Below are 23,055 nucleotides of genomic sequence, written 5' to 3' on the forward strand. Positions count from 1 at the left end.
TCAGGCATCTTTGTTGTATAATTACAAGAAATGCAAGCCTGTTTACGTACCCTTTATACTGTATTATTCTTTATTGTGCTGCTACCTTTGGCCAATGCCCAGCCCAATAGTTTTTTCTGCATCGGTATTACCGATGTGGTTAACGATGCCAACCAGCAATTTGTGCAGCAAACGGGGCGCGACCGTATTTACTTACTAAATACTGCGAACGAAGACCGCTACGACGCCACATTCGGCCTTGCCTTTTTTGAGTACGAAAAGATAATCTCGCGCGGCATTGAAGGCTTGTATTACGAGTGTATGATACCCAATATTCCCGATTCGGCTTCGGTGTTGATGGCCTTGCAAGAAATGGATTATAATTTGTTGGGGTGTCTTTCGGGCTTAAAACGCAACCCTCGCGGCGACTCATTGCTATACACTTACCATTATGAAGAAGGCGATACGGTGGAGGAAATTTTTATCCGTATGTGGGGCACCTACCCTACCATTGATGCTGATTCGTTCCGCTCGGCAGGGCAGCTAAATATGGAAATATACGGAGACGTGCGCCGTCGCTTTGTTCCCTATAAAGTCGATGCAAAAAAAGCCGACCCCGTATTGAAGAATGAGTTTCAGCAAATAGAAAAAGGACTGCTTGACGATATAAAACCCATACGCGGCAAAGCCACTAAAGACCTTTACAACCAAACCATCTACAAAACTAATGTGATGATAACAGGGGCAGGTAACGCCTACATAAAGGCCATTCCTGAAAATTTGGCGATGCCCTTCGGTTACTTTGCTGAGTTTTATGTAGGTCCCAGTTTGGCAGAGGCTAAAAAAATATTTAAGACGTGGGATGGCAAGGTAAAAAACAATGCTTTTGCCGATAAACGCTTTAGCCAAAAAAACAGGCAACGGTTGCAGTGGAAATTTTTACCCTACAATGAATTTTTTGACCCGAATGATTATGCTAATATTGTAGAGCAAAGCGGATATTCATGCCCTATCTACTCAGAAGAGCCATTGAACCGTACCCCGCTTTTCACCTATCATTTGTTCATTATCAAATACCTTGACAGTTACATAGTTGGCCTCAATATTGCCAACCGTTACTAAAAACTGTTTTCCACATACTTGTAGCCAAAGGTCTGTTTGGCCTATCTTGCACGGTTAATCTGCATGTAAAAAAGCAGTACGGAGTTGAAAGTAGTAAATACACAACCTTTTGAATTGGTATATACCCTTGTTGATCATCCCCATCTCGGGCTGCTCATCGAGCCGCACGTGGTGCAGATTAACACATTGGGCAATTACACACTCACCCATCAAAAGGTGTTTAATACCACTATTGATTATTACGAGAAAGGGGTAGACGATACCGACCGTAAGCTGGTGAATTTATTGGGCGAGCTGGACCAAGAGGTAATTGTAAAAAAATTCCATACCCAAGCTACCATACGCCCTGCCGAGTTTTTTAAAAAACACTTTACCGAAGAGCTAAACAAAAGTTTCATACGCCCCTACATTGAAAAACGTATAGCCGAGGCCATTGAAATGCTGCGCGGAAAAAAGCTGTTTATATTGGGCAAAGAAGGTAATCCCACCTCAAAAGTGGTGAAAGTGGCTACCCAAAAAGCATCGGTGTTGTTTCATTTCAGGCGCGACGATGACAAAGTGCGCTACTTCCCTACTATAAAATATAATAACGAACGGGTTGAGTTTTCTCAGCGCGACGGCATAATGGTTACCACCCGCCCTGCGTGGATGCTTGTAAACGGTATGCTGTATAATTTTGAAAAGAACGTTGACGGTAATAAACTGCTGCCCTTCCTTAGCAAGCGGTTTATTATGATACCCAAAGCTACCGAGGCCAAGTACTTTGAAAAGTTTGTAGTCCCGTTGGTAGAGAAATTCGACGTGCACGCTGTTGGGTTTGACATAAAAACCGAATCGTTAGTAGGGATACCCGTTTTAAAGATTGACGACGGCTGGGGTGATGAAGTAAGGCTGAACCTTTATTTCCGCTACAACAAGCAAGAGTTCCCCTACCATGCTACCAAACGTATCTCAGTAATACTTGAAAAAGAAGGCGATAATTACATCTTTAAACGCCTGAAACGGCCTAAGGAGTGGGAAGAACACCAAAAGCTGCTGATTGCCTCAAAAGGCTTAAAGCTGATTGAGGGTTGTTCCTTTACCGTGCGTCGTCCTGATGGCAGTAAAAGTCCGTATGCAGCCATACAATGGCTGAACGAGTACAGCAAACTGCTTAAGGACAATAAGTTTATAATTGAGCAAGACACGCACAACAGCAAATACTTTATTGGCCAAAGCACCTTATCAATACAAGTAAACGAGTATAAAGATTGGTTTGATGTAATGGCTGTGGTGAAGTTTGGCACTTACGAAGTACAGTTTATACAACTGCGCAGCTACATTTTGCAAGGCAAACGCGAATACATACTGCCCAACGGGGAAATTGCGATTATCCCCGAGGAATGGTTTGAAAAGTACAGCAGCCTGCTTGAGTTTAGCGAAAGCGGCGACGGGATACGCATACGCAAGCACCACTGGAAACTGATAGATGAATTACAATCGCCGGCCGATAGTAAAGAGTTGAAAGACAAACTTTCGAAGCTTGATTTTAAACACCTGCACGAAGGCGAACCGCTTTCAGAAGGGTTTAAGGGTGAACTGAGGCCATACCAACGTGAGGGATATAACTGGTTTTACTTTTTACAGAAAAACCGTTTTGGGGGCTGCCTTGCCGATGATATGGGTTTGGGAAAGACTGTACAAACCCTTGCCATGCTTCAACGCGAGGCCGACCTTGCCGATCAAAACCCTGTGTTGGAAGAGGCCATACAAACCGAAGCTGCACAAGGGCAAGCATTGTTGTTTGACGATGGGGCTAAAAAGGCTGCTGCCCTTAACCAGCTTGACCTTTTTGGCAATGCAGGCACTATAGAAATGCCTTCGCTACCGCCCAAAGTTGTTTCGTACCAAAAAAACAGGCATACCAACCTTATTATATTACCAACTTCGCTGATATATAACTGGCAAAGCGAGGCTGAGAATTTTGCACCGGGACTAAAGGTGTTTATTTATACGGGCACCTATCGCAACCGTGAGATTGCCTACTTTAGGCATTACGATTTGATAATCACCACCTACGGTGTTGTAAGGTTGGATATTGACATATTAAAGGACTTTAACTTTCACTATGTGATATTGGATGAGAGTCAGTTCATAAAAAACCCGGCTTCGCAAACAGCAAGGGCGGTAAACAGTTTGCAAGCACGCAACAAGCTGGTGCTTACAGGTACTCCGGTTGAAAACTCCATTACCGACTTGTGGTCGCAAATGAACTTCCTAAACCCGGGTTTGCTGGGTAACTTCACCTTCTTTAGTGAAAAATTTGTTATCCCGATTGAGAAAAACGGGAACGAATTACAACGTAACCGCCTGCAAAAAATCATCGACCCGTTTATACTGCGCCGTACCAAAGAGCAGGTGGCAAAAGACCTGCCCGAAAAGTACGAACAGGTGTATTATTGCGAGATGACCGAGGAGCAGGAGCAAATTTATGAAGCTACCAAAGCCAAATACCGTAATCAGATATTGAAATCGGTAACTGAGTTCGGGCTTAATAAATCGAAACTGCAAATACTAAAAGGCTTAATGATGCTGCGCCAAATTGCCAACCATCCCTTATTGGTGAATGATGAATACTTGGGGCACAGCGGTAAGTTTGACGAGATTATCCGTAAGCTGGAGATTGCACTGGCCGAAAACCACAAGGTGCTTATCTTCTCTCAGTTTGTAAAGCAGCTACACATTTTTAAAAAATACCTCGATGATAAGAGTGTGCCGTATTGCTATATTGATGGTACTTACAGTGCCAAGCAACGACAAGCTGAGGTAAATAAGTTCCAAAAAGAGAAAAGTGCAGGTGTATTCCTAATTTCATTACGAGCCGGTGGGGTAGGTTTAAACCTTACCGAAGCTGACTATGTATTTATAGTTGACCCATGGTGGAACCCTGCTGTTGAAAGGCAAGCCACAGACCGCAGTTACCGCATCGGGCAAACCAAAAACGTGTTTAACTATAAATTTATCACCCGCGGCACGGTTGAGGAGAAAATACTTACCCTGCAAAAGCGTAAGCTAGAGTTGGCACAAACGCTTATAAACACGGACAATACGTTTCTTTCTACCCTTAGTGTAGAAGAATTAGAAAATATTTTTGTGTAGCAGGCAACGTGTATTATCCAACATTAGTCTTTACTTTGCAATTAACAATTAAATTACACATACCATAAGTCATGAAAAAAATTTTACTTTCAGCAGTGATGCTATTTGTTTGTAGCATTGCCGCTTTGGCTCAAATTCCTAACAACAGCTTTGAAACTTGGAACGTAGTAGGCAATGATACCGTTATGGGTAGCGGATGGAATGGAAACAACTTTAGGGTTTACCAATCAATAAACATCAATACCCAACAAGGTACTGTTACCCGCAATGCTAGTGCAGGCCAATACTTTGTAGGCGTTTTCCATGCTCCAGATCCTAACAACGCAGGTCAATACTTTTTAGGTAACTATGGAAATGCATTTGCATTTACACAGCGTCCAGTATCGTTTACTTTCTCAGCTATGTATTTCCCTCAAATCCAAGGCGAAGGTTTAGCAATTGTTATCACTACCAAAAAGAACAATGGCGATACCGTTAGCCAAACTGTAGGTACCTTGGGTCAAGGAACTGCTGCTAACTGGACTGACCTTTCTTTGAACGTTGCTTACAGGCAAAATGTAACAGGTAACCCTGATTCATGCTTCATCAACTTTATATTGTTGCCAACCCAAGCTAGCCAACTTAGCCCAAACACTGCTTTGTTTGTTGATAACCTAAGGTTTAACAGCTTTGGAGTATCTGTTGAAGAAACAATGGAAAACTACGGTAAAGTAGGTAAAGTAAATGTTTACCCTAACCCAACTGCAGGTAACACCAGCATTAGCTACAACCTTCCTGTTGCTCAAGAAGTAGCTGTTAAATTGTTCGACATTTCAGGCCGCGAGGTAATGAACATTTTTGAAGGTATGCAAGAAGCTGGCGAACAAACTGTTAAGTTTAACGCTGAAAACCTTGCTGAAGGAGTTTACTTCTACCAACTACAAGCAGGTTCAGTATTGAAAACAGACAAAATTGTTGTTAAGAAATAATTACTTAACAAATTAAGTTATATAAAATCCCCGATATCTATGGTATCGGGGATTTTTTGTTTATAGCCGTTTATCGAAAAGCACCGGCTCTTTATATTCAAATCATTCTGTTAACGTATATTACAACACCAACTACATTATAAAATGAAAAAACTTACATTAATGCTAATGGTGGCTGCTTTGGCATTTGCTACCTCTTGCAAAAAGGATGAAGACAGCAGTAACTCACCTGCAAAGTCAAAGACTGAATTAATCACCTCAGGTTCTTGGCGAGTATCATCGCTGGTTCTTGGCGGAACTGATATTTGGCCAAGCCAAGATGCTTGTGACAAAGATGATTTGTCGATTTTTAAAGCTGACGGTACTTACATTGATGATGAAGGGCCTACTAAGTGTGACTCTAGCGACCCACAACAATCTACCAGCACATGGAAGTTTATGAACAACGAAACCATGCTTGAAATAGATGGTGATGTTGGTACCATTAAAGAGCTTAGTGCTTCTAAAATGGTACTTGAGACTTCTGATGCAGGTTTAACCATCACTATTACTTACGTTAAATAGTCAACAAGCTTTTTATACCTTAAAAGCAGCTTCGAGTTTGAAGCTGCTTTTTTGTTCTCATTACATCCTGTAATCTGTAGAAAACAATTATTGAAAGTCGCAAACAAATGACTGTACCTTGCTATCCAACAATAGCATCAATAATTCAGCTTTTTCTACCAATCAAGTAACTACTTAACAAGACTTCAGAACTCAAAGCCATATTTGATACCCTAAGAACTGTAGAAACAATTGCAAATCAATATTATTTAGGGGTTCCGAACCTGAATTTTTAAGATGTATAAACTATTAGTAGTATTCTTATTATTAACTAATTACTCCCATGCTCAGAAATGGAGCCTGAGAGTAACTCTAAATCACTTACATACCGGCAGTAATGTAGTGGTCAAATCATGGACAGGCAATAAAAACCTGACAAAGGTGTTTCCATACAATGAAGGACTTACGGGTAAAGAAAAGTTTAAACGATTTTTTAAACACCCCTTTTGGGAGATTTCAGTTATTAAATCTATCAATTCAAAACACGCTGTTTCAGTTGGCTATCTTAATCTGTGGGGGTATGTAAACCACAGCATAGAAGCCATGCCTAAAAATAACGTTGGAAGTATTAAATGGTCGCTCGAAGAAGGGCAAGATATGCCTGCACTGCGTTTTAATTATCACTATACTTACTCTAAACCACAAAAAACTGATGTAAAAATGCCTTTTTCAGTTCAGTTTTTTGCAGGTATTTTGTTGAACTTTAGAGGAAAAGAAGGCTCTACATTCAGTACAGGAGGAAAACTAACCTCAATACATGTTGATGCAAATAACAATCCCACCGATACAGTTTTCATTTATAGAAAAAATATAGGTGCAAAAAGACCTATGCCACCCACCCCAACCCTTAATTTAGGTGCAAATGGCAACCTTAAACTTGGTAAACGTATTAGTGCTGGCATAAATATAACAGGCTATTTAGGGTATAAAAGTTTGTTTACCCATGTGTTTGAAGGAAAAACCAATGATGCTGAATTTACTTACGAGGTTAAACTAAAACCTTATTTCTTTAGCAGCGCAATATATTTACAGTATACATTTTAGTTAAATGAGAAGATCCTTACTATTACTGCTACTATCTTTATCAAATCAACTCTTGTTTTCTCAGGGAAAATGGGAAGTTCGGTTATCTGTTAACTACCTGCAATGTTTTAGTCAAGTGGATAAACTACAATGGGAAAGCACCAAAAACCGCACTGAGATAAAAGCCTACACATATAGCCCAGGAAGAAGTATGTATATTAATGATGTTTTCGGGAGTAATTTTCCTGAAATTTCTGTTTTTAGAACCATTACTCCCCGACGTAGTGTTTCAGTTGGATTTTTGGATCTTAATGGCTACGTAGGGCATAGCTTAAAAGCTGGAGGCGACCTTGCGGTTGTGGGATACGATGTAACTGAAAGTGCCGGTTTTATGCCCGCTGTTAAGTTTAATTATCATTACACATTAGTTAACCCACATCACTCTAAAAATAAACGCTTTTCATTATCATTATCTTCTGGTTTGCTATTATTTTTTAAGGGTAAGGAAAGTAAATACAAAACAAGTTTCGGCACCGGAAGAGCAGAGCAAGTGATGTATGATTTCTCAGGGAACTATGTTGAAACTGTATATTTAGAACGGTATTTAAAAGAATACAAACGACCCAAACCTTTTACACCCTGTTTTAATTTTGGTGCAAATGGGAATATTTTACTAAGTAAACGATTTAAAGTAGGTGTTGACATCTCAGCTTATATTTCAACTACTTCATTATACAGCAGGACTTATTATGGAGAAAGCACTGATACAAAATACACATACGAAGTAAAGTTAAAACCCTATTTCTTTTCAGGCGGCTTGTATCTTCAATACCTAATAAAGTAATTCACCATTTCTACTCTTTTCACAAGCTCTTCACTTTAAACCCACATATTCCCTATTTTTGCCCTTCACCAAAAAAAGAGAATAGCAAACAAAATGGCAGGGCACAGTAGGTGGGCCAATATAAAACACAAGAAGGGAGCGGCTGATAAACGTCGTTCGGCCTTGTTTACCAAGCTCGTTAAAGAAATTTACGTGGCTGCCAAAGTTGGCGGTCCTAATCCTGATAGCAATCCGCGTCTGCGCTTGGCCGTGCAAAACGCCCGCGGACAAAGCGTACCAAGCGACAACATAAACCGTGCTATAAACAAAGCCAGCGGTGCAGGCGGAGAAAGCTTTAGCGATGTGATGTATGAAGCATACGGCCCCGGAAACGTAGGGATTATTATTGAATGTACTACCGATAACCTAAACCGCACCATTGCCAACCTGCGCACCTACTTTAACAAAGTAGAAGGCAGCCTTGCTACCAATGGCTCACTAAACTTTGTATTCGACCAAAAAGGCGTATTTGAATTTACCATGCCCGAAGGCATGGACGAGGATACCCTGACCCTTGAACTGATTGACGGTGGTGCTGATGAGGTGGAAGTGGACGACACTTTTGTATCAACCTCGTGTGCCCGTGAAGACTTTGGCTCGTTGAGCAAAAAACTGGATGAGTTGGGCATCACCCCGCAAAAAAGCGGTTTACAATACGTACCTAAAATTTTTAAACAGATAAATAAAGAAGATGCTGCTAAGTTTGCCAAACTGATTGACAACCTTGATGCAGACGATGATGTGAAAACATTTTACCATAACGTTGAATTTTCAGAAGAAATAGCCGAAATACTAAACTAACCATGATGGATAAACGCGAGAAACTGATGCAATTACGCCAAGAAGCCCTTTTGGGCGGTGGCGAAAAACGCATAGCCGACCAGCATAAAAAAGGTAAACTTACTGCCCGCGAGCGCATACACCTATTGCTTGATGAAGGCAGTTTTAATGAGATAGGTGCCTTTGTTACCCACCGCAGTACCGATTTTGGTATGGATAAACAAATAGTACTGGGTGATGGTGTAGTAACCGGATACGGTACTGTAAACGGCAGGCTTACCTACGTGTTTTCACAGGATTTTACCGTGTTTGGCGGTTCGCTTTCAGAAACTTTTGCAGAGAAGATTTGCAAGGTGATGGACTTGGCCATGAAAAGCGGTGCTCCTGTTATCGGTCTTAACGACTCTGGCGGTGCGCGTATACAAGAGGGTGTGGTATCATTGGGCGGTTATGCCGATATATTTTACCGCAATACCCTTTCATCGGGGGTTATCCCTCAAATATCAGCCATTATGGGACCTTGTGCCGGCGGTGCAGTGTATTCGCCCGCTATTACGGATTTTATTTTCATGGTTGAGAAAACCTCTTACATGTTTGTAACAGGTCCTAACGTGGTGAAAACTGTAACTCACGAAGAAGTGAGCAGCGAAGACTTGGGCGGTGCATCGGTGCATTCGGCCAAATCAGGTGTGGCGCACTTTGCCAGTGCCAACGAGGTTGAGTGTATCAACGGATTGAAACGCCTGTTGAGCTATGTCCCTCAAAACTGCGAAGAAAACGCCCCTATGTTGCCCTACACTCCTCACGATGAGTCAAGGCCGCAACTAAAAAATATCGTTCCTGAAAACGCTAACCAACCCTACGATATCCGCGAGGTAATTGAAGGAGTGGTGGATGATACCAGTTTCTTTGAAGTACATAAAGACTTTGCTGAAAACATTGTGGTAGGTTTTGCCCGTTTGGCAGGTCGCAGCATAGGTATTGTCGCCAATCAACCTGCGTTTTTAGCGGGTGTGTTGGATATAAAATCATCGCAAAAAGCAGCCCGTTTTGTACGTTTCTGTGATTGCTTCAACATTCCTTTGTTGGTGTTTGAAGACGTACCCGGTTTCCTTCCCGGTACCGACCAAGAGTGGAACGCCATCATTACCAACGGTGCTAAGCTACTATACGCGTTTAGCGAGGCTACTGTTCCCCGCGTTACCGTTATCACCCGTAAGGCTTATGGTGGTGCTTATGATGTGATGAACAGCAAACACATTGGTGCCGATATGAACTTTGCATGGCCAACGGCAGAAATTGCTGTAATGGGTGCTAAAGGCGCGGCTGAAATTATCTTCAAAAAGGAGATTGCTGATGCCGAGGACCACGAGGCACAACTAAAAGCCAAAGAAGCCGAATATGCTGAGTTGTTTGCCAACCCTTACCGTGCAGCGGCCCGCGGTTTTATCGACGAGGTAATATTACCTGAAGAAACCCGCGAAAGACTGATTTCGGCCTTTAAAATGTTGGAAAACAAAGTAGCAAACCTTCCTCGCAAGAAACACGGTAATATTCCGTTGTAAGAATCTATGAAAGCAGCTCCCTTTGTTTCGGTCATTATCCCTTGCTTTAACGAGCAGGAAGGGATAACCCTTGCTTGCCAACGTGTGTTGGCTGCCATGCAAGGCGATTGGAACAATGGTTACGAAGTGCTTTTTATAAACGATGGCAGCAAAGATGCCACGTTGGATATTTTGAAGCAGCTTGCCACAGCAAACCCTGTGGTAAAGCTGCTTTCTTTTTCACGTAATTTCGGGCATCAGGCAGCCGTGGGGGCAGGTATTGCCCATTGCAAAGGTGATGTGGCAGTGATACTGGATGCCGATATGCAAGACCCTCCTGAACTGATTGCCGAAATGGTGGCTATTTACCGTCAAAATACCTGCAATGTGGTGTACGGCGTGCGCAAAGAACGCAAAGGCGAAACTTGGTTTAAAAAACTAACCGCCCGTTGGTTCTACCGCTTGCTAAACCGCCTTGCGGATATGGATTTAAATACTGATACCGGCGATTTTCGTTTGATTGACCGCAAAGTGATTGATACTTTTAACGGTTTTAGCGAGAAAAATAAATACATACGCGGCATTATCAGCTGGATGGGTTTTAAGCAAATGCCCTTGCACTATAACCGCGATGCGCGCCAACACGGCAGTACCAAGTACACACTTCGTAAAATGCTTCATTTGGCAAGTATTGCCATGTTTTACTTCAGCAAAAAGCCGCTTAAAACGTCTCTTACTCTTGGTTTTATCAGCATACTGATAGGCATTATACTTACCGTATATGTACTGTATGTGCAGCTGGGCGGCGGCTATACCGTACCCGGTTGGGCAAGCACCATCATTACTATTATCTTTTTTGGAGGCGTACAGTTACTTACCATCGGTGTGGTGGGCGAGTACATTGGTAACATTTTAGACGAGGTGAAAAACCGACCTGAGTATATTATCGATGAAAAGGTGAACATGGATAAGTAGCCCTGTTCTTGTCCCCTTTCTTTAAATCACCAATTATTCCTTAAGATCTAACCCTCAGCAGCATAGACAGACAACGACTGCTGTATACCACCATTACTGATACTATACCAAAGTATACCACTATACTTTAGTATAGCAATACAAGTTGTACAGATTATGGCGGTACTTTTGATGTTTAAACACAGAAAAAATGACAACTGTAACAACATCAAAAGCCTTTAATATAATCCTTTGGATAGCTCAAGTAGTGTTAGGCGGAATGTTTATTATGGCCGGTATAATGAAATCAACTACCCCTATTACTGAACTAACTCCTCAATTGCCTTGGGCAGCCGATATGCCTGAACTGTTGGTGAGTTTTATAGGAGTTTCAGAATTGTTGGGCGGTTTGGGATTATTATTGCCTTCGCTATTGAAAATAAAACCTGTACTTACCCCCGTTGCCGCTGTAGGACTTGCCGTGGTAATGGTATTTGCCATTATTTTCCATATCACCCGTAGTGAATTTCCTGCTATAGGATTTAATCTTATATTGGCTTTACTTGCAGCTTTTATAGCTTGGGGCAGGTTTAAAAAAGCCCCCATATCAGCCAAAAAATAACTATGCTTAAACAAGTATTAAGTAGGTTTGTTATACTAATTATACTCATACTTAGCATTGGTTTGCCGGTTAATGCGCAAACCGACAGAGCTATTTCAGATAAAACACAACAAAAGGATACCCTTACAAAAATGAAAGTAGAAATTTGGAGCGACGTAATGTGTCCGTTTTGCTACATAGGCAAACGGAAGTTTGAAGCGGCAATGACCCAATTTGCCGATAGCAACAATATTGAATTAGAGTGGAAGAGTTTTCAGCTTTCACCCGACATGGTAACCGATACTTCTAAGAATATCAACCAATATTTGGCCGAACACAAAGGCATCAGTATCGAGGAAGCCAAACGCATGAACGACTATGTAACTAATATGGCTAAACAAGTAGGCTTAGAATATAATTTTGACAAAGCCATTGTTGCCAACTCGTTCAATGCGCACCGTTTTAGCCATTTTGCAAAACAACACGGCAAACAGGACGAAGCCGAAGAAATGTTGTTCAGGGCTTACTTTACCGAAGGTAAAAACACAGGCGATTTAGATGTTCTAGCACAATTAGGTGCTGAGATAGGCTTAGATACTGCCGCCCTGAAAACCGCACTGGAAAGCGATACCTATGCACAGGATGTATTGGCTGATATCACCGAGGCTATGCAACTGGGTGTACGCGGTGTTCCATTTTTTGTATTTGATAGAAAATACGCCGTATCAGGTGCACAAGACCCTGCCGTATTTTTGCAAACCCTTGATAAATCATTCGAAGAGTGGCGAAAAGCCAATCCTCAACCTGCTTTTGAAATGGTAGGTGACGGCCCCAGCTGTGAACCGGGCAAAGACTGCGAATAATAGTTTGTTTTGCTTATAGCTGCAAAGCCACTAAGACACAAATGTTTTAGTGGCTTTGTTGTTTATTAACCACCTGTCCTTCTGACAAAGGAAGCATCTTATCGCAAGCGTGTTACCACTATAATTCAACACATTTGAACGAAGAAATTTCGCTGCGCTCAATTTGACAGTGCTGCGCAAGGATTCCCTGAGCCTGCCGAAGGGTGCGGCTGGCGGTCATCCCGAACTTGATTCGGGATCCCATTTCATATTTAGCATGAATTGATAATGCGATGTTGAAACAAGTTCAACATGACGGGGTGCTGGTAGTAACCACAAAACCTGTCATGCTGACGAAGGAAGTATCTTAAGGCAAGTGTGTAACCACTGTCATACAACACATTTGAACGAAGAAATTTCGCTGCGCTCAATTTGACAGTGGAGGTGCGCAGGGATTTCCTGAGCCTGCCGAAGGGTGCGGCTGGCGGTCATCCCGAACTTGGTTCGGGATCTCATTTCATATTTAGCATGAATTGATAATGCGATGTTGAAACAAGTTCAACATGACGGGGTGCAGGTAGTAACCACAAAACCTGTCATGCTGACGAAGGAAGCATCTTATCGCAAGCGTGTTACCTCTATAATTCAACACATTTGAACGAAGAAATTTCGCTGCGCTCAATTTGACAGTGGAGGTGCGCAGGGATTTCCTGAGCCTGCCGAAGGGTGCGGCTGGCGGCCATCCCGAACTTGGTTCGTGATCTCATTTCATATTTAGCCTGAATTGATAATGCGATGTTGAAACAAGTTCAACATGACTGGGTGCAGGTAGTAACCACAAAACCCGTCATGCTGACGAAGGAAGCATCTTATGACAAACGTGTTTCAGCTATGAACTACACATTTGAACGAAGAAATTTCGCTGTGCTCAATTTGACAATAGAGAGTAATGCATTTACAATTTAGAGGGGTAAAGAGTCCTAATGTTTGCAAACAACCCTTCACTCCCCTGCATTAAACAAAAAAGCCGGGCAATTGCTTGTCCGGCTTAAATATATACTGTGTGTTGCTGTAAATTATGCAGTTGCAGGTTGTGCTTTTACCATCTCAACGTTCAAAACCAACTTCACTTCATCGCTCACTACAAGGCCACCGGCTTCGGTTACTGCGCTCCACTTCAAATCATACTCTTTACGGTTAATTTTACCGCTAATTTCAAAACCTGCACGGGTTAAGCCCCAAGGGTCAACGGTAGTACCGCCAAAATCAACGTCCAATTCAATGGGTTTAGTAATATCACGGATGGTAAGGTTACCGCGCAATACATAATCGCTATCGCTTTTCTTCACTAATTCAGTGCTTTCAAAGGTTAACGCTGGGTATTTCTCAGCATTAAAAAAGTCATCGCTGCGTAAGTGTGCATCACGGTCAGCCACACCGGTATCAATCGAAGCAGTTTTAGCTTCAAACTTTATTTTAGCGGTAGTAAAGTCATCACCTTCGGTTTCAGCCGAAGCAGTAAACTCATTAAATTTTCCGGTAACAGTAGATATTACCATGTGTTTCACTTTAAAGTGAATTTCGCTGTGTGAGTTGTCGATGTTCCAATTTGTTGTTGCCATTGTGTTAAATATTAATGTTTTAAATGTTTTTTGTTAAAATGTAATCTGTATTAAATAGCCATTGGTACTTCCATCAAAAGCAATTCAGCATCGCTATCGGCAGTTATATCAATTGCATCAGTATCCCATACTCCAAAACCGTCGCGCCTGTTTAAAGCCTGACCGCTAATGGTTACGTTACCGTTTATTACAAACGCGTAGATACCGTTGCCTTTCAAATTCAGTTTGTGGTTGGTTGTAAAGCCTTTTTTCAAGCTACCCAAGTAAAACCAAGCATCTTGGTTAATCCAAACGCCTGCACTGTCTTTACCGGGTGATACAATTTGCTGTAGCTTATTATCACGGTCAGCAGCCACAAGGGTTATTTGGTCGTAGCGGGGTTCAATATTTTTTTGCTTAGGGAAAACCCATATCTGCAAAAAGTTCACCTTGTTATCAGTGTTTTTATTGTACTCGCTGTGGTAAATGCCGGTTCCGGCACTCATAATCTGTATATCGTTCTGCTTTATCACTGCCACATTTCCCATGCTGTCTTTGTGTTCCAAATCACCGCTAAGTGGTATAGAGATAATCTCCATATTATTGTGCGGGTGTGTTCCAAAGCCCATGCCCCCGTCAACAATATCGTCGTTCAGCACACGCAGGTTGCCAAAGTGCATCCTATCAGGATTCATGTAATTGGCAAAACTAAATGTGTGGTGGGTGTCAAGCCAGCCGTGGTTTGCATGTCCGCGGGTTTCGGCTTTGTGCAATACAGTGTTCATTGTTTTAATCTCCTTGTTAGGTAAGTGGTTGTATCCGATTGTTCCTTGTTCCGTTTCTGTTTCACCGGTTTTTCCTGCCAGTTGCATCACCTTGCTTCCCAGCCCGATAACTGCTGCCGATAAGAAGCCGGTTTTCAAAAAATTCTTGCGGTTCATCGTACTAAATCGTTTTAATGTTTAAACATTGTTTGTTTAAACAAATGTTGTGCCAAAGATAAAATTTGTTACTGAACTAAAAACAAAGAATTGTGTTATTTTTGTAGAATAATTCTAAATAAGAAAGACCGAACACAATGGAGACCAAAGAATTAATAAATATATACACTGAGGCCACCCCAAATCCCGAAACGATGAAATTTGTGGCCAACCGCATGATTTTGCCTGATGACAGCGCAGATTTTCAAACAAGGCAATCAGCGTTACGCTCACCGCTTGCTACCAAGTTGTTTGAATTTCCGTTTGTAAATGCGGTATTCATCATGAACAACTTTGTTACCGTTACCAAACTTAGCACTTTCGAGTGGTTTGATATAGCTCCTCAATTGAAAGAGTTTGTAAAAGAATACCTTGAAAGCGGTGAGACTATTATAAACCCTGTTGAGAAGAAAGAAGTAAGCAGCGATGACAGCGAAGCGGTAATTAAAATCAAAAACATGCTGGATACGTATGTGAAGCCTGCCGTTGAAATGGATGGCGGTGCTATTGCTTTTAAATCGTTTGAAGAGGGTATTGTGAAGGTAGAACTACGCGGCTCATGCAGTGGTTGTCCGTCGTCAACCATTACATTAAAAGCCGGTATCGAAAATATGCTTAAGCGTATGGTACCTGAAGTAGAAGCGGTTGAAGCAGAAGCAATGTAATTTGTATCAATCTGATTTACGTATAAAAAAGTAAGGCCCCGTCTGCGACGGGGCCTTACTTTTTTATAGTGGGTAACTATTAATAGTCACCTTCCTCTTCATAATATTCTGAACTCTCATCGTATGCATAGTCTTCTTCGCTCCCAAAATCGTACTCATAACCCAACGCTATGCTCAACAATTCTTCTTTCAGCATCACGGTAAATTGTTTTTCGATAGAGACTTTGTCATTCACTTTTTCGCCCGTATTGAAAATGCGGGTTGAAGCATTGATTTTTGTTGTATCAGTAGGTTGCGCGCCCACAATACCTAAACGCCATGTTTCGCTTCCTTCCAAACGGTACTTGTATAAATAAACGTAACCCTTCTCACCTTCAAACTCAACATAACGCTTGCTAACCTGTACAATAGTATCTATTTCTTTGTTATTATAACCACCTGTAACCGCACGGATAATAAGGCTGCGCGTCATGGTATCTTGGCTAGTATATTTTGCAGGGAATAAAGCTATGCGTTTTGCATCTTCTAACTCATTGTATAAGTTTATACGGTCGTCATGTTTCTTAGCAATGCTTTCCCATAGCGTATCGGGTACAGCACGTTTATTATCCAACAGTTTAAAGGCAACTCGTGTACGTAGCTCATTATCTTTCATTTGAAGCAACTTATCATAAAACTGCTTCACGTTTTTATCGTCGTACTGGCTAATTAGGATTTTAGCCAAATTACCCAAATAATAGCTGCCGTTATTGTATCCATATCCTGGGTATGAATAACCGTCTTCATCGTCTTTCTCAACATCAGCAGCAGTTTGACGTTTTAGTTCGTTCTTGGCTTCGTTTATCAACGTTGGCAAAAAGTCTTTATAAACAGGTAACGCAACCTTACTGCTGTCTATCAGTTTGGCCAATAAATTTACCACCCTCTCTTTGTACTCGTCTAACGTAAACAGTTTCAACATATCGGGGTACAACTTGGCAGCAAGCTCCAAACTATCATCAATGTTCCAGAACAACGAGTTGATTTCGTACTCCTTGCCCAATGGGGTTTCATTAATTAGCAGGTCTTTAAACGTTTTGTAAGATTCATCTGTTTCCATGTACAACAACGTTTTCAAAACAGATAACTGGAAAGTAACTGTATCACCGGCTTTCTCGTACAAACCTTTAAGGTAGTTGATATTCTCAGGAGTTTTTATTTCCCACATTTCCTCAATCAACTGCGATTTGTATTCAAAATACTTTTCCTGCTCAGGCTGTAAAGTATCAATCATTACAATCCATTTTTTAAAGTGCTCAGGCTTCACCTTCACGTTCGAAAGGTATTCGCGTGCTTCAGAACGGGTAGCACTATCGACACTATTCAGGTCGGCCATTATCAATTCAGCATTGTTGCCAAATATGTCAACCCCGATAACGGTGTCTTTTGGTGCAAATGTTTCAAAAAACTTCTTACTAAACTCAGGTAATCCTTCGCTTTGCTTGTACGAGGTTTGTATTTCATACAGTATACCATTACGTTGCATGGTTACCTCTTTAGATGCATAGGTACAACCGGTATCGGTGTAGTCAACCTCAAAAACAGTAAAACCGTTTTTAGCATAATGCTTTTTGCCTAAGATAATATTGCTGCTATCTCTGTTATAAGCATCTTCAATGTCTTTCCAATAGGTAGCACTGTCTTTAAAACGAACATATTTACCGTAGCGTATGTAAGTAACTGTTACAACGTTTTCAGATTTTGTACTTTCAATAAATGCACGGCTTTCGCGTAACGTGCGGTAAGGCTTTTCCTTTTCTTTAAAGTTGTTAAACTTCTTAATCAACTTCTCCATGTCGTCTTTTTGCACGGCTGTTGTAACCGTAAAGTGCATTACAGTATCATCGTGCAGTGCGTATGTAAACGACGGACGGTCGGCAAACCTTATAGAACGTACAAAACGCTCGGCATCGGCACTGTCCTTATTATATTTTACGGATAGGGTGTAAAAATATCCGTTACGTAAAAAGTAACGTACACGCATATTGTGGTCTTCGTCAACACGGTAGCGCACATCAGTAAACAACAAATCACCCTCAGCACTTTGGCTACGCTCCAATACGTCGTAATATTCTTTTTCACCGTTATCAAACACCATCTTTTCAACCAGCAATGAATCTGATTTAAGCAACGATACTCCGGCGTATGCATATCCTTTATGCACGGTGTATAGGTTACCGTTGTTAAAATCTACAGCAGTAAAGGGTTCTGAACTATAGAAAATACCCATTAACGAAGTATCACCATAAAACAACGGCGCATGAGGCATTTGCACGGTAAACATACCATCAGGTGTGGTAAAGTCTTTCCAATCGGTTTTTACAGGGATATTTAATTTTATTGAGTTGAAGAACTTATCAGCTTCTTTGCCTTTAGCAAACTCACCCATGCCACCCAGTTTAAACACAAAAATTTCATCAGGGGCAATCAATATTTCATAGCGGTGTATATCGCCCTTAGCTATACGCGTAGTGATGCTAAAGCCTTTGTAGCCGTTTTTCTCAATTTTCTTTTGCTTCAGTATTTTACCGGGTACGTTTTCATACAGTAAACTGTCAACCACTTTAAGCACATAAGCAGGGTCTTGCTCCAACTCACGGTTAAAGGTTTTGATACGGGTTACCGTATAATAGCTGCCATTGCCCATATCAGGGTGGAAATAGCTGCGTGTTGGGCCAAATCCGGTTAGCTCATACATCTTTCCGGGCAAATCCACTTCAAAGTAGTTATCAAACGACTTTTGGGTGGTGAATTTGCGCTGTATCACCATTTCGTCAATCTTTTCTTTCTGTTTAGGGTCGCGTTCGCCGCGGGTTACAGCACGTAAAGTGTACCCTTTTTGACGTAACATTTCAATCACCCCTTTCTCACCCGGTAAGTGGGCAGCACCCATACCGGCAAACAAACTGCGCTTAGCCACACGGATAATGCTATCCATACGGTCGGCCATGTTTTGGTTGCGCTTATACAGCATATACTCCAAATACCCGGGGGTACCGTCAACCGCATTTAATGAGTCAATAGCATCCAAGTCGCCTGCACGATAGGAGTTTTCAAGCATCTCTTCAAAGCTTACGTACTCTTCATCATAGCTGTAAGGATTACGTTTGCTCTTCTTGTATTTATACTCTTCGCGTTGCAAACGTTGGGCTTCATCGGTAAGCATCATGGTTTCAGCCATAATTTCAAGCCCGCCTACTTCTTTTTTCAGCTTTTTACCTGCCTGAAAAATGTATAAATCCAAGTAAGTATTCTCTTCAAAATTGCCTGTGTACCCTTGACTACGGTATAGGTAGTAGTTAATCAAACTTGGGTCGCGGCTCAAGGCATCCATAATTGCTTCACGGCGTTGCTTCTCTTTTCCGTCGTTAGCTCCCCTGCCTGAGTAAAACATACCATCGCCCCAAAAAGCATAAGGGTCGTAGGCAAGCATATCATCCACCCATGTATCGGGGTTAAGTTCAAGTGCCACCATATCGGCGTTATTAAGCGCAACAAAAAACGAATCGCCTAAGTGAAAGGCCAGTTTGCTGCTAACGTGCATAGTACCGTACAGGTAAGATGGTTTGGTAAGTCCGTTGCCAGAAATTTCCCACAGCAAGCCTTGGTATTTCTTTTGGGCATTGGCGGTGGTGAGAATTAAAAACAAGGAAAGGAATACAAAAAGATGTTTTTTCATGTTAGGTGAAATAGAGACTTAAACAAGTATAGTGTTGGGTATATCGATTGCAAAATAAACTATTATGATGAATTGCCAATGGCAAAAAAAGATACAACAGCCAGGGATATATTTTTTCGACGAACGATGCTATCAGCGGTGTTGCCCAACGCAAACCGACAGTAATCCCGTTTACTGTAAACTTGTAATTAGGTGCCAAGAAAAGGCAGGCTAAACCGTGCGCATGGCAATTTCGGCCTTCACGTGTTGCAAAAACACTTTGCAACTGCGGTGAAGTATCGAGTACACGTTTTCAAAACCCTCAGCTCCGCCATAATACGGGTCAGGCACGTCGTTAGAATCAGGAATAGGGTCAAACTCGCGCATCATCACAATTTTAGCGCGGTGGTCATCATTCACCGGTTTTTCAGAAATAATATCAGTGTAATTGCTTTCATCCATCGCAACGATGTAATGAAAATCATAAAAATCACCAAAAGTTAATTGCCTTGATTTGTGGGTGAGTTCAATCCCTTTTTGACGCGCAACTTGGCGCATACGAGAGTCGGGCAAACTACCGGCGTGGTATCGCGATGTACCGGCTGAGTCGGCAATAATTTTGCCTTCTAACCCTTCTTTTTTTACTAAATCAAGAAATACGCCCTCGGCCATTGGCGAGCGGCAAATATTACCCAAGCAAACAAAAAGCACCTTCATTTATCCGAACTGTGTGTGTAAAAACTACGGTACCACAAATATACAATGCCCGATTACAGATTTTTTTTAAAGATTGGGTAAGAAAATAGAAACCATGTGTAAAAACAGGTGATTATACCTGAAATTAAAAGCGAGCAAATAGCTTACACCACCCACCGCCTATGCTGTGCCGGTAAAATATGATTGTTTAAAAATTGGTGCAGCGTTCGGGCTTCACTATCAAGTTCTTTATCCATAAAAGGATGGTTAAACTTGTTTTGTCCAAGTTTGTGCAAGTTCAACAACCGTAGCTCAAGTCCGTTGTTGGTATGCTTGCCTGCAATGTAGGCAGGCAACACCTGCAATCCCGATACAAACGTATGCGCTGCCGATTTTGTAATCTCAAGCTTCAACAGCAACGGCATACGGCAAAAAATGTTCAAATCATACGCCACAAAATCACCTAACGAGTAAACAGCAAAACCCAATTTTTCCTCACCCGTAAAAGGGTCGGTAAATTGGTATTGCTCCATAGGCTGCGGGTTGTGCGGATGGTGTCCCAATATCACATCCACCCCTGCCTCGTCAAAAACGCGGTGGTACAAATCAACCGTATGAGTGGCGGGGTATGCCTGATAAGCGCACCCACAATGCAGCGAACATACTACCATATCAGCGCCGCGTTCCTTAGCCAGTTTTGCATGCCTAACTATTAAATCAATATTGCATCCCGGTTGGTTTAGCCGCAGGTAATTAGTCATGTACTCTTTGCCTGCAATAGGTACCAGTTTATTAAGACTGTACGTATAGGCCAAAAACGCCACCTTCACCCCCCCCCGCTCTACAATCGGGAAATTATCCTGATCTTCTTTACTGTATGCCGAGCCTACTGCCTCAACTTCTTTATTCTCTAAAACGCCAAGGGTATCCTCAAGTCCTGCAACGCCCTTATCCAACATGTGGTTATTGGCTGTGCTTAGTACATCATATCCTTTGAATAAGCCATTACCGCTGAAAATCTTATACAATTCGGGCGAGCCGTTGAAGTACATATCATTTAACATCACTTCGGGGCACAGCGATGCCGCTTCGTTGATATAAAAAGGGGTTTCAAGGTTAGCAAAAACAATATCCGCCCCAAAAAAATAATCCCCTACTTCATCCCATAAGTTTTTTGTGGCAGATGGGTTCACCCATTCATAAGGCATTAAGTCGCCACCAGCACTCAAGGTAATGGTAGTGCTGCCTTCCGGCTTTTCAGGGAATGAAAAATCCTGTGTCAAAAAGTATTCTTCGAGACCGGAGTTTTTTTCAGCCTTTTCCAACGTTCTGAAATAATATTTATAAGCAAAAAACAGAATATCCTTAAAAGTGAAATGCAAAGGGTCGTCGTGAAAGCCCTCAGGCGGGTATTGCCATTTTTTCCACCTGAACAGGTGCAGGCAAAACGTTAATAACCAAACAACACGAGCCAATACCCTGCCTTTAAACGTAATGGCACGAGTTGGTTTTGTGGGTGTTTTGAGCGTAAAAAGTCCCAAATTAGTACGAATATTGCCCTTTGGTGTTACAGGGTAGCAAAACTTAAAAATCGGGCAAAAATATGGAAATACTATTTCTAATTATAGGTTTAATAGCCGGGGCAGGAATCGGCTGGTTATTGGGCAAGAACAAAATGGCGCAAATGGTGGGGCGTGATGAGTTGGATATGCGCCAACAAGAGATTGCCCTACTGACTGCTGAAAAGGCAACGGTAGCTGCCCAAGCCGCTGCTGCGCAAAGCACGGTAACTGAAATTAAAACGCAGTTTGACACTGCCCAAAAAGAAGCCCTGCAACTGACTGCTGAAAACAGCCGTATGGCCAACCAATTGCAAAACCTTGAAGAGAAACTGAACAACCAGAAGCAGGAAATTGAAACCCTACAGCAACGTCTTGCCAAAGAGTTTGAAAACCTTGCCAATAAGATTTTTGAAGAAAAGAGCGAAAAATTTGTTCGTCAAAACCGCGATAGCCTTGATATTGTACTAAACCCCTTAAAAGAAAAGATGGAGGAGTTTAGGAAAAAGGTGGAAGACACCCACATGGAAAACAGCAAGGAGCAAAGCCGACTTGGGGAGCAAATACGCAACCTTACCGAACTGAACCAAGGAATGCGCGAAGATGCCAACCGACTAACACAGGCATTGAAGGGCGAAAGCAAAACACAGGGTAACTGGGGTGAATTGATTTTGGAGCGTATTCTTGAAAAAAGCGGGCTAACCAAAGGACAGGAATATACCGTACAGGAAAGTTTTGTGAACGAAGATGGCCGCCGCCAACAACCCGACGTTATTATTAAACTGCCCGATAATAAAAATTTGATTGTTGACTCAAAAGTATCGCTAACGGCGTATGAACGATTCTCATCTGCGGCAAATACCGAAGAGCAACAAGCGTGGCTGAAGGCACATACAAAATCCATCCGTGAGCACATTAAGCAACTGAGTGATAAACGCTACCAACAGTTGTACGAAATAAACTCCCCCGATTTTGTATTGATGTTTGTGCCCATAGAGTCGGCATTTGCAGCAGCGGTACAAGCCGACCCTGAAATTTTTAACGATGCCTTTGAACAAAACATTGTAATTGTTACCACCAGCACACTATTGGCTACGCTGCGCACCATATCAAGCATTTGGAAGCAAGAATACCAAAACCGAAACGTGTTGGAGATTGCCCGACAAGGCGGTGATTTGTATGATAAGTTTGTGAGTTTTACCGAAGACCTTATTGATTTAGGTAAGAAAATGAAAGCGGCACAGGGAGCCTATGAGGACAGTATGAAAAAACTGTACGAAGGTCGCGGTAACCTGATACGTCGTGCCGAAACTTTGCGCGAATTGGGTGCAAAAGTATCAAAACAACTTGACCCCAAATTGGTAGACAGGTCTGACGATTTGTAAATCAGTCCTTCCCCATCCCATCGTTGGGCATAAGT

General features: G+C 42.0%; 18 protein-coding genes. 13 read left to right on the forward strand and 5 right to left on the reverse strand.

The genetic code is table 11. The features are described from left to right. Positions 1-30 precede the first annotated feature (30 nt). From F9K23_03955 to F9K23_04005, 11 genes are all read left to right on the forward strand, one after another. On the forward strand, positions 31-1,101 hold the full coding sequence (locus tag F9K23_03955) for a hypothetical protein (GenBank protein ID KAB2917544.1): 1,071 nt from the start codon (positions 31-33) through the stop codon (positions 1,099-1,101). Between the two features lie 84 nt (positions 1,102-1,185). Then, complete coding sequence (locus F9K23_03960) at positions 1,186-4,239, forward strand: DEAD/DEAH box helicase (GenBank protein ID KAB2917545.1); 3,054 nt, start codon at positions 1,186-1,188, stop codon at positions 4,237-4,239. A gap of 71 nt (positions 4,240-4,310) precedes the next feature. After that, the gene (locus tag F9K23_03965) at positions 4,311-5,207 is read left to right on the forward strand and encodes a T9SS type A sorting domain-containing protein (protein KAB2917546.1); all 897 of its coding nucleotides are present in this window, start codon (positions 4,311-4,313) and stop codon (positions 5,205-5,207) included. A gap of 144 nt (positions 5,208-5,351) precedes the next feature. Next, positions 5,352-5,771 carry a hypothetical protein gene (locus F9K23_03970; GenBank protein KAB2917547.1) on the forward strand — a complete coding sequence of 140 codons (420 nt, stop codon included), beginning with the start codon at positions 5,352-5,354 and terminating at the stop codon, positions 5,769-5,771. A 276-nt stretch (positions 5,772-6,047) separates the two neighbouring features. Beyond that, positions 6,048-6,854, forward strand: coding sequence for a hypothetical protein (locus F9K23_03975; GenBank protein ID KAB2917548.1), 807 nt, complete (start codon positions 6,048-6,050; stop codon positions 6,852-6,854). A gap of 115 nt (positions 6,855-6,969) precedes the next feature. Beyond that, the gene (locus F9K23_03980) at positions 6,970-7,677 is read left to right on the forward strand and encodes a hypothetical protein (GenBank protein ID KAB2917549.1); all 708 of its coding nucleotides are present in this window, start codon (positions 6,970-6,972) and stop codon (positions 7,675-7,677) included. 93 nt (positions 7,678-7,770) lie between these two features. Next, positions 7,771-8,517 (forward strand): YebC/PmpR family DNA-binding transcriptional regulator, encoded by a 747-nt coding sequence (locus F9K23_03985; GenBank protein KAB2917550.1) that lies wholly within the window; start codon positions 7,771-7,773, stop codon positions 8,515-8,517. Positions 8,518-8,522: 5 nt separating this feature from the next. Next, positions 8,523-10,061 (forward strand): acyl-CoA carboxylase subunit beta, encoded by a 1,539-nt coding sequence (locus tag F9K23_03990; GenBank protein ID KAB2917764.1) that lies wholly within the window; start codon positions 8,523-8,525, stop codon positions 10,059-10,061. 6 nt (positions 10,062-10,067) lie between these two features. Beyond that, positions 10,068-11,015, forward strand: a complete 948-nt coding sequence (locus F9K23_03995) for a glycosyltransferase family 2 protein (GenBank protein KAB2917551.1) — start codon at positions 10,068-10,070, stop codon at positions 11,013-11,015. Between the two features lie 190 nt (positions 11,016-11,205). Next, a complete protein-coding gene (locus F9K23_04000) occupies positions 11,206-11,616 on the forward strand; it encodes a DoxX family protein (protein ID KAB2917552.1) in 411 nt (136 codons plus the stop codon). Positions 11,617-11,747: 131 nt separating this feature from the next. Further along, positions 11,748-12,458, forward strand: a complete 711-nt coding sequence (locus F9K23_04005) for a DsbA family oxidoreductase (GenBank protein ID KAB2917765.1) — start codon at positions 11,748-11,750, stop codon at positions 12,456-12,458. Between the two features lie 1,055 nt (positions 12,459-13,513). Here F9K23_04005 and F9K23_04010 read toward each other — a convergent pair. Next, positions 13,514-14,059, reverse strand: coding sequence for a YceI family protein (locus F9K23_04010; GenBank protein ID KAB2917553.1), 546 nt, complete (start codon positions 14,057-14,059; stop codon positions 13,514-13,516). 50 nt (positions 14,060-14,109) lie between these two features. Continuing rightward, positions 14,110-14,979 (reverse strand): pirin family protein, encoded by an 870-nt coding sequence (locus F9K23_04015; protein ID KAB2917554.1) that lies wholly within the window; start codon positions 14,977-14,979, stop codon positions 14,110-14,112. A gap of 137 nt (positions 14,980-15,116) precedes the next feature. Between F9K23_04015 and F9K23_04020 the strand changes: the two genes are divergently transcribed. Beyond that, entirely contained in the window at positions 15,117-15,683 is a 567-nt protein-coding gene (locus F9K23_04020; GenBank protein KAB2917555.1) for a NifU family protein, read from the forward strand. Between the two features lie 79 nt (positions 15,684-15,762). Here the strand turns inward: F9K23_04020 and F9K23_04025 are convergent, their stop codons facing one another. The 3 genes from F9K23_04025 to F9K23_04035 all read right to left on the reverse strand — a co-directional run bounded on the left by F9K23_04025 (position 15,763) and on the right by F9K23_04035 (position 21,617). Beyond that, positions 15,763-19,401 (reverse strand): TraB/GumN family protein, encoded by a 3,639-nt coding sequence (locus F9K23_04025; protein KAB2917556.1) that lies wholly within the window; start codon positions 19,399-19,401, stop codon positions 15,763-15,765. Positions 19,402-19,611: 210 nt separating this feature from the next. Further along, a complete protein-coding gene (locus F9K23_04030) occupies positions 19,612-20,097 on the reverse strand; it encodes a low molecular weight phosphotyrosine protein phosphatase (GenBank protein ID KAB2917557.1) in 486 nt (161 codons plus the stop codon). A gap of 143 nt (positions 20,098-20,240) precedes the next feature. Next, positions 20,241-21,617 carry a CapA family protein gene (locus F9K23_04035; GenBank protein KAB2917558.1) on the reverse strand — a complete coding sequence of 459 codons (1,377 nt, stop codon included), beginning with the start codon at positions 21,615-21,617 and terminating at the stop codon, positions 20,241-20,243. Positions 21,618-21,679: 62 nt separating this feature from the next. On the opposite strand from F9K23_04035, the gene rmuC reads away from it, so the two are divergent. After that, entirely contained in the window at positions 21,680-23,020 is a 1,341-nt protein-coding gene (rmuC, locus tag F9K23_04040; GenBank protein KAB2917559.1) for a DNA recombination protein RmuC, read from the forward strand. Positions 23,021-23,055 lie beyond the last annotated feature (35 nt).

Source organism: Bacteroidota bacterium, from assembly GCA_008933805.1.
Lineage (GTDB): Bacteria > Bacteroidota > Bacteroidia > UBA8524 > UBA8524 > SB11.

Bases quoted from the DNA above. Each gene is read 5' to 3' on its own strand.
- F9K23_04005 (KAB2917765.1), top strand. From the start codon at position 11,748: ATGAAAGTAGAAATTTGGAGCGACGTAATGTGTCCGTTTTGCTACATA.
- F9K23_03970 (KAB2917547.1), top strand. From the start codon at position 5,352: ATGAAAAAACTTACATTAATGCTAATGGTGGCTGCTTTGGCATTTGCT.
- F9K23_03990 (KAB2917764.1), top strand. From the start codon at position 8,523: ATGGATAAACGCGAGAAACTGATGCAATTACGCCAAGAAGCCCTTTTG.
- F9K23_04010 (KAB2917553.1), bottom strand. From the start codon at position 14,059: ATGGCAACAACAAATTGGAACATCGACAACTCACACAGCGAAATTCAC.
- F9K23_03985 (KAB2917550.1), top strand. From the start codon at position 7,771: ATGGCAGGGCACAGTAGGTGGGCCAATATAAAACACAAGAAGGGAGCG.
- F9K23_03975 (KAB2917548.1), top strand. From the start codon at position 6,048: ATGTATAAACTATTAGTAGTATTCTTATTATTAACTAATTACTCCCAT.
- F9K23_04030 (KAB2917557.1), bottom strand. From the start codon at position 20,097: ATGAAGGTGCTTTTTGTTTGCTTGGGTAATATTTGCCGCTCGCCAATG.
- F9K23_04000 (KAB2917552.1), top strand. From the start codon at position 11,206: ATGACAACTGTAACAACATCAAAAGCCTTTAATATAATCCTTTGGATA.
- F9K23_03995 (KAB2917551.1), top strand. From the start codon at position 10,068: ATGAAAGCAGCTCCCTTTGTTTCGGTCATTATCCCTTGCTTTAACGAG.
- F9K23_04020 (KAB2917555.1), top strand. From the start codon at position 15,117: ATGGAGACCAAAGAATTAATAAATATATACACTGAGGCCACCCCAAAT.
- F9K23_04015 (KAB2917554.1), bottom strand. From the start codon at position 14,979: ATGAACCGCAAGAATTTTTTGAAAACCGGCTTCTTATCGGCAGCAGTT.
- F9K23_03955 (KAB2917544.1), top strand. From the start codon at position 31: ATGCAAGCCTGTTTACGTACCCTTTATACTGTATTATTCTTTATTGTG.
- rmuC (KAB2917559.1), top strand. From the start codon at position 21,680: ATGGAAATACTATTTCTAATTATAGGTTTAATAGCCGGGGCAGGAATC.
- F9K23_03965 (KAB2917546.1), top strand. From the start codon at position 4,311: ATGAAAAAAATTTTACTTTCAGCAGTGATGCTATTTGTTTGTAGCATT.
- F9K23_04025 (KAB2917556.1), bottom strand. From the start codon at position 19,401: ATGAAAAAACATCTTTTTGTATTCCTTTCCTTGTTTTTAATTCTCACC.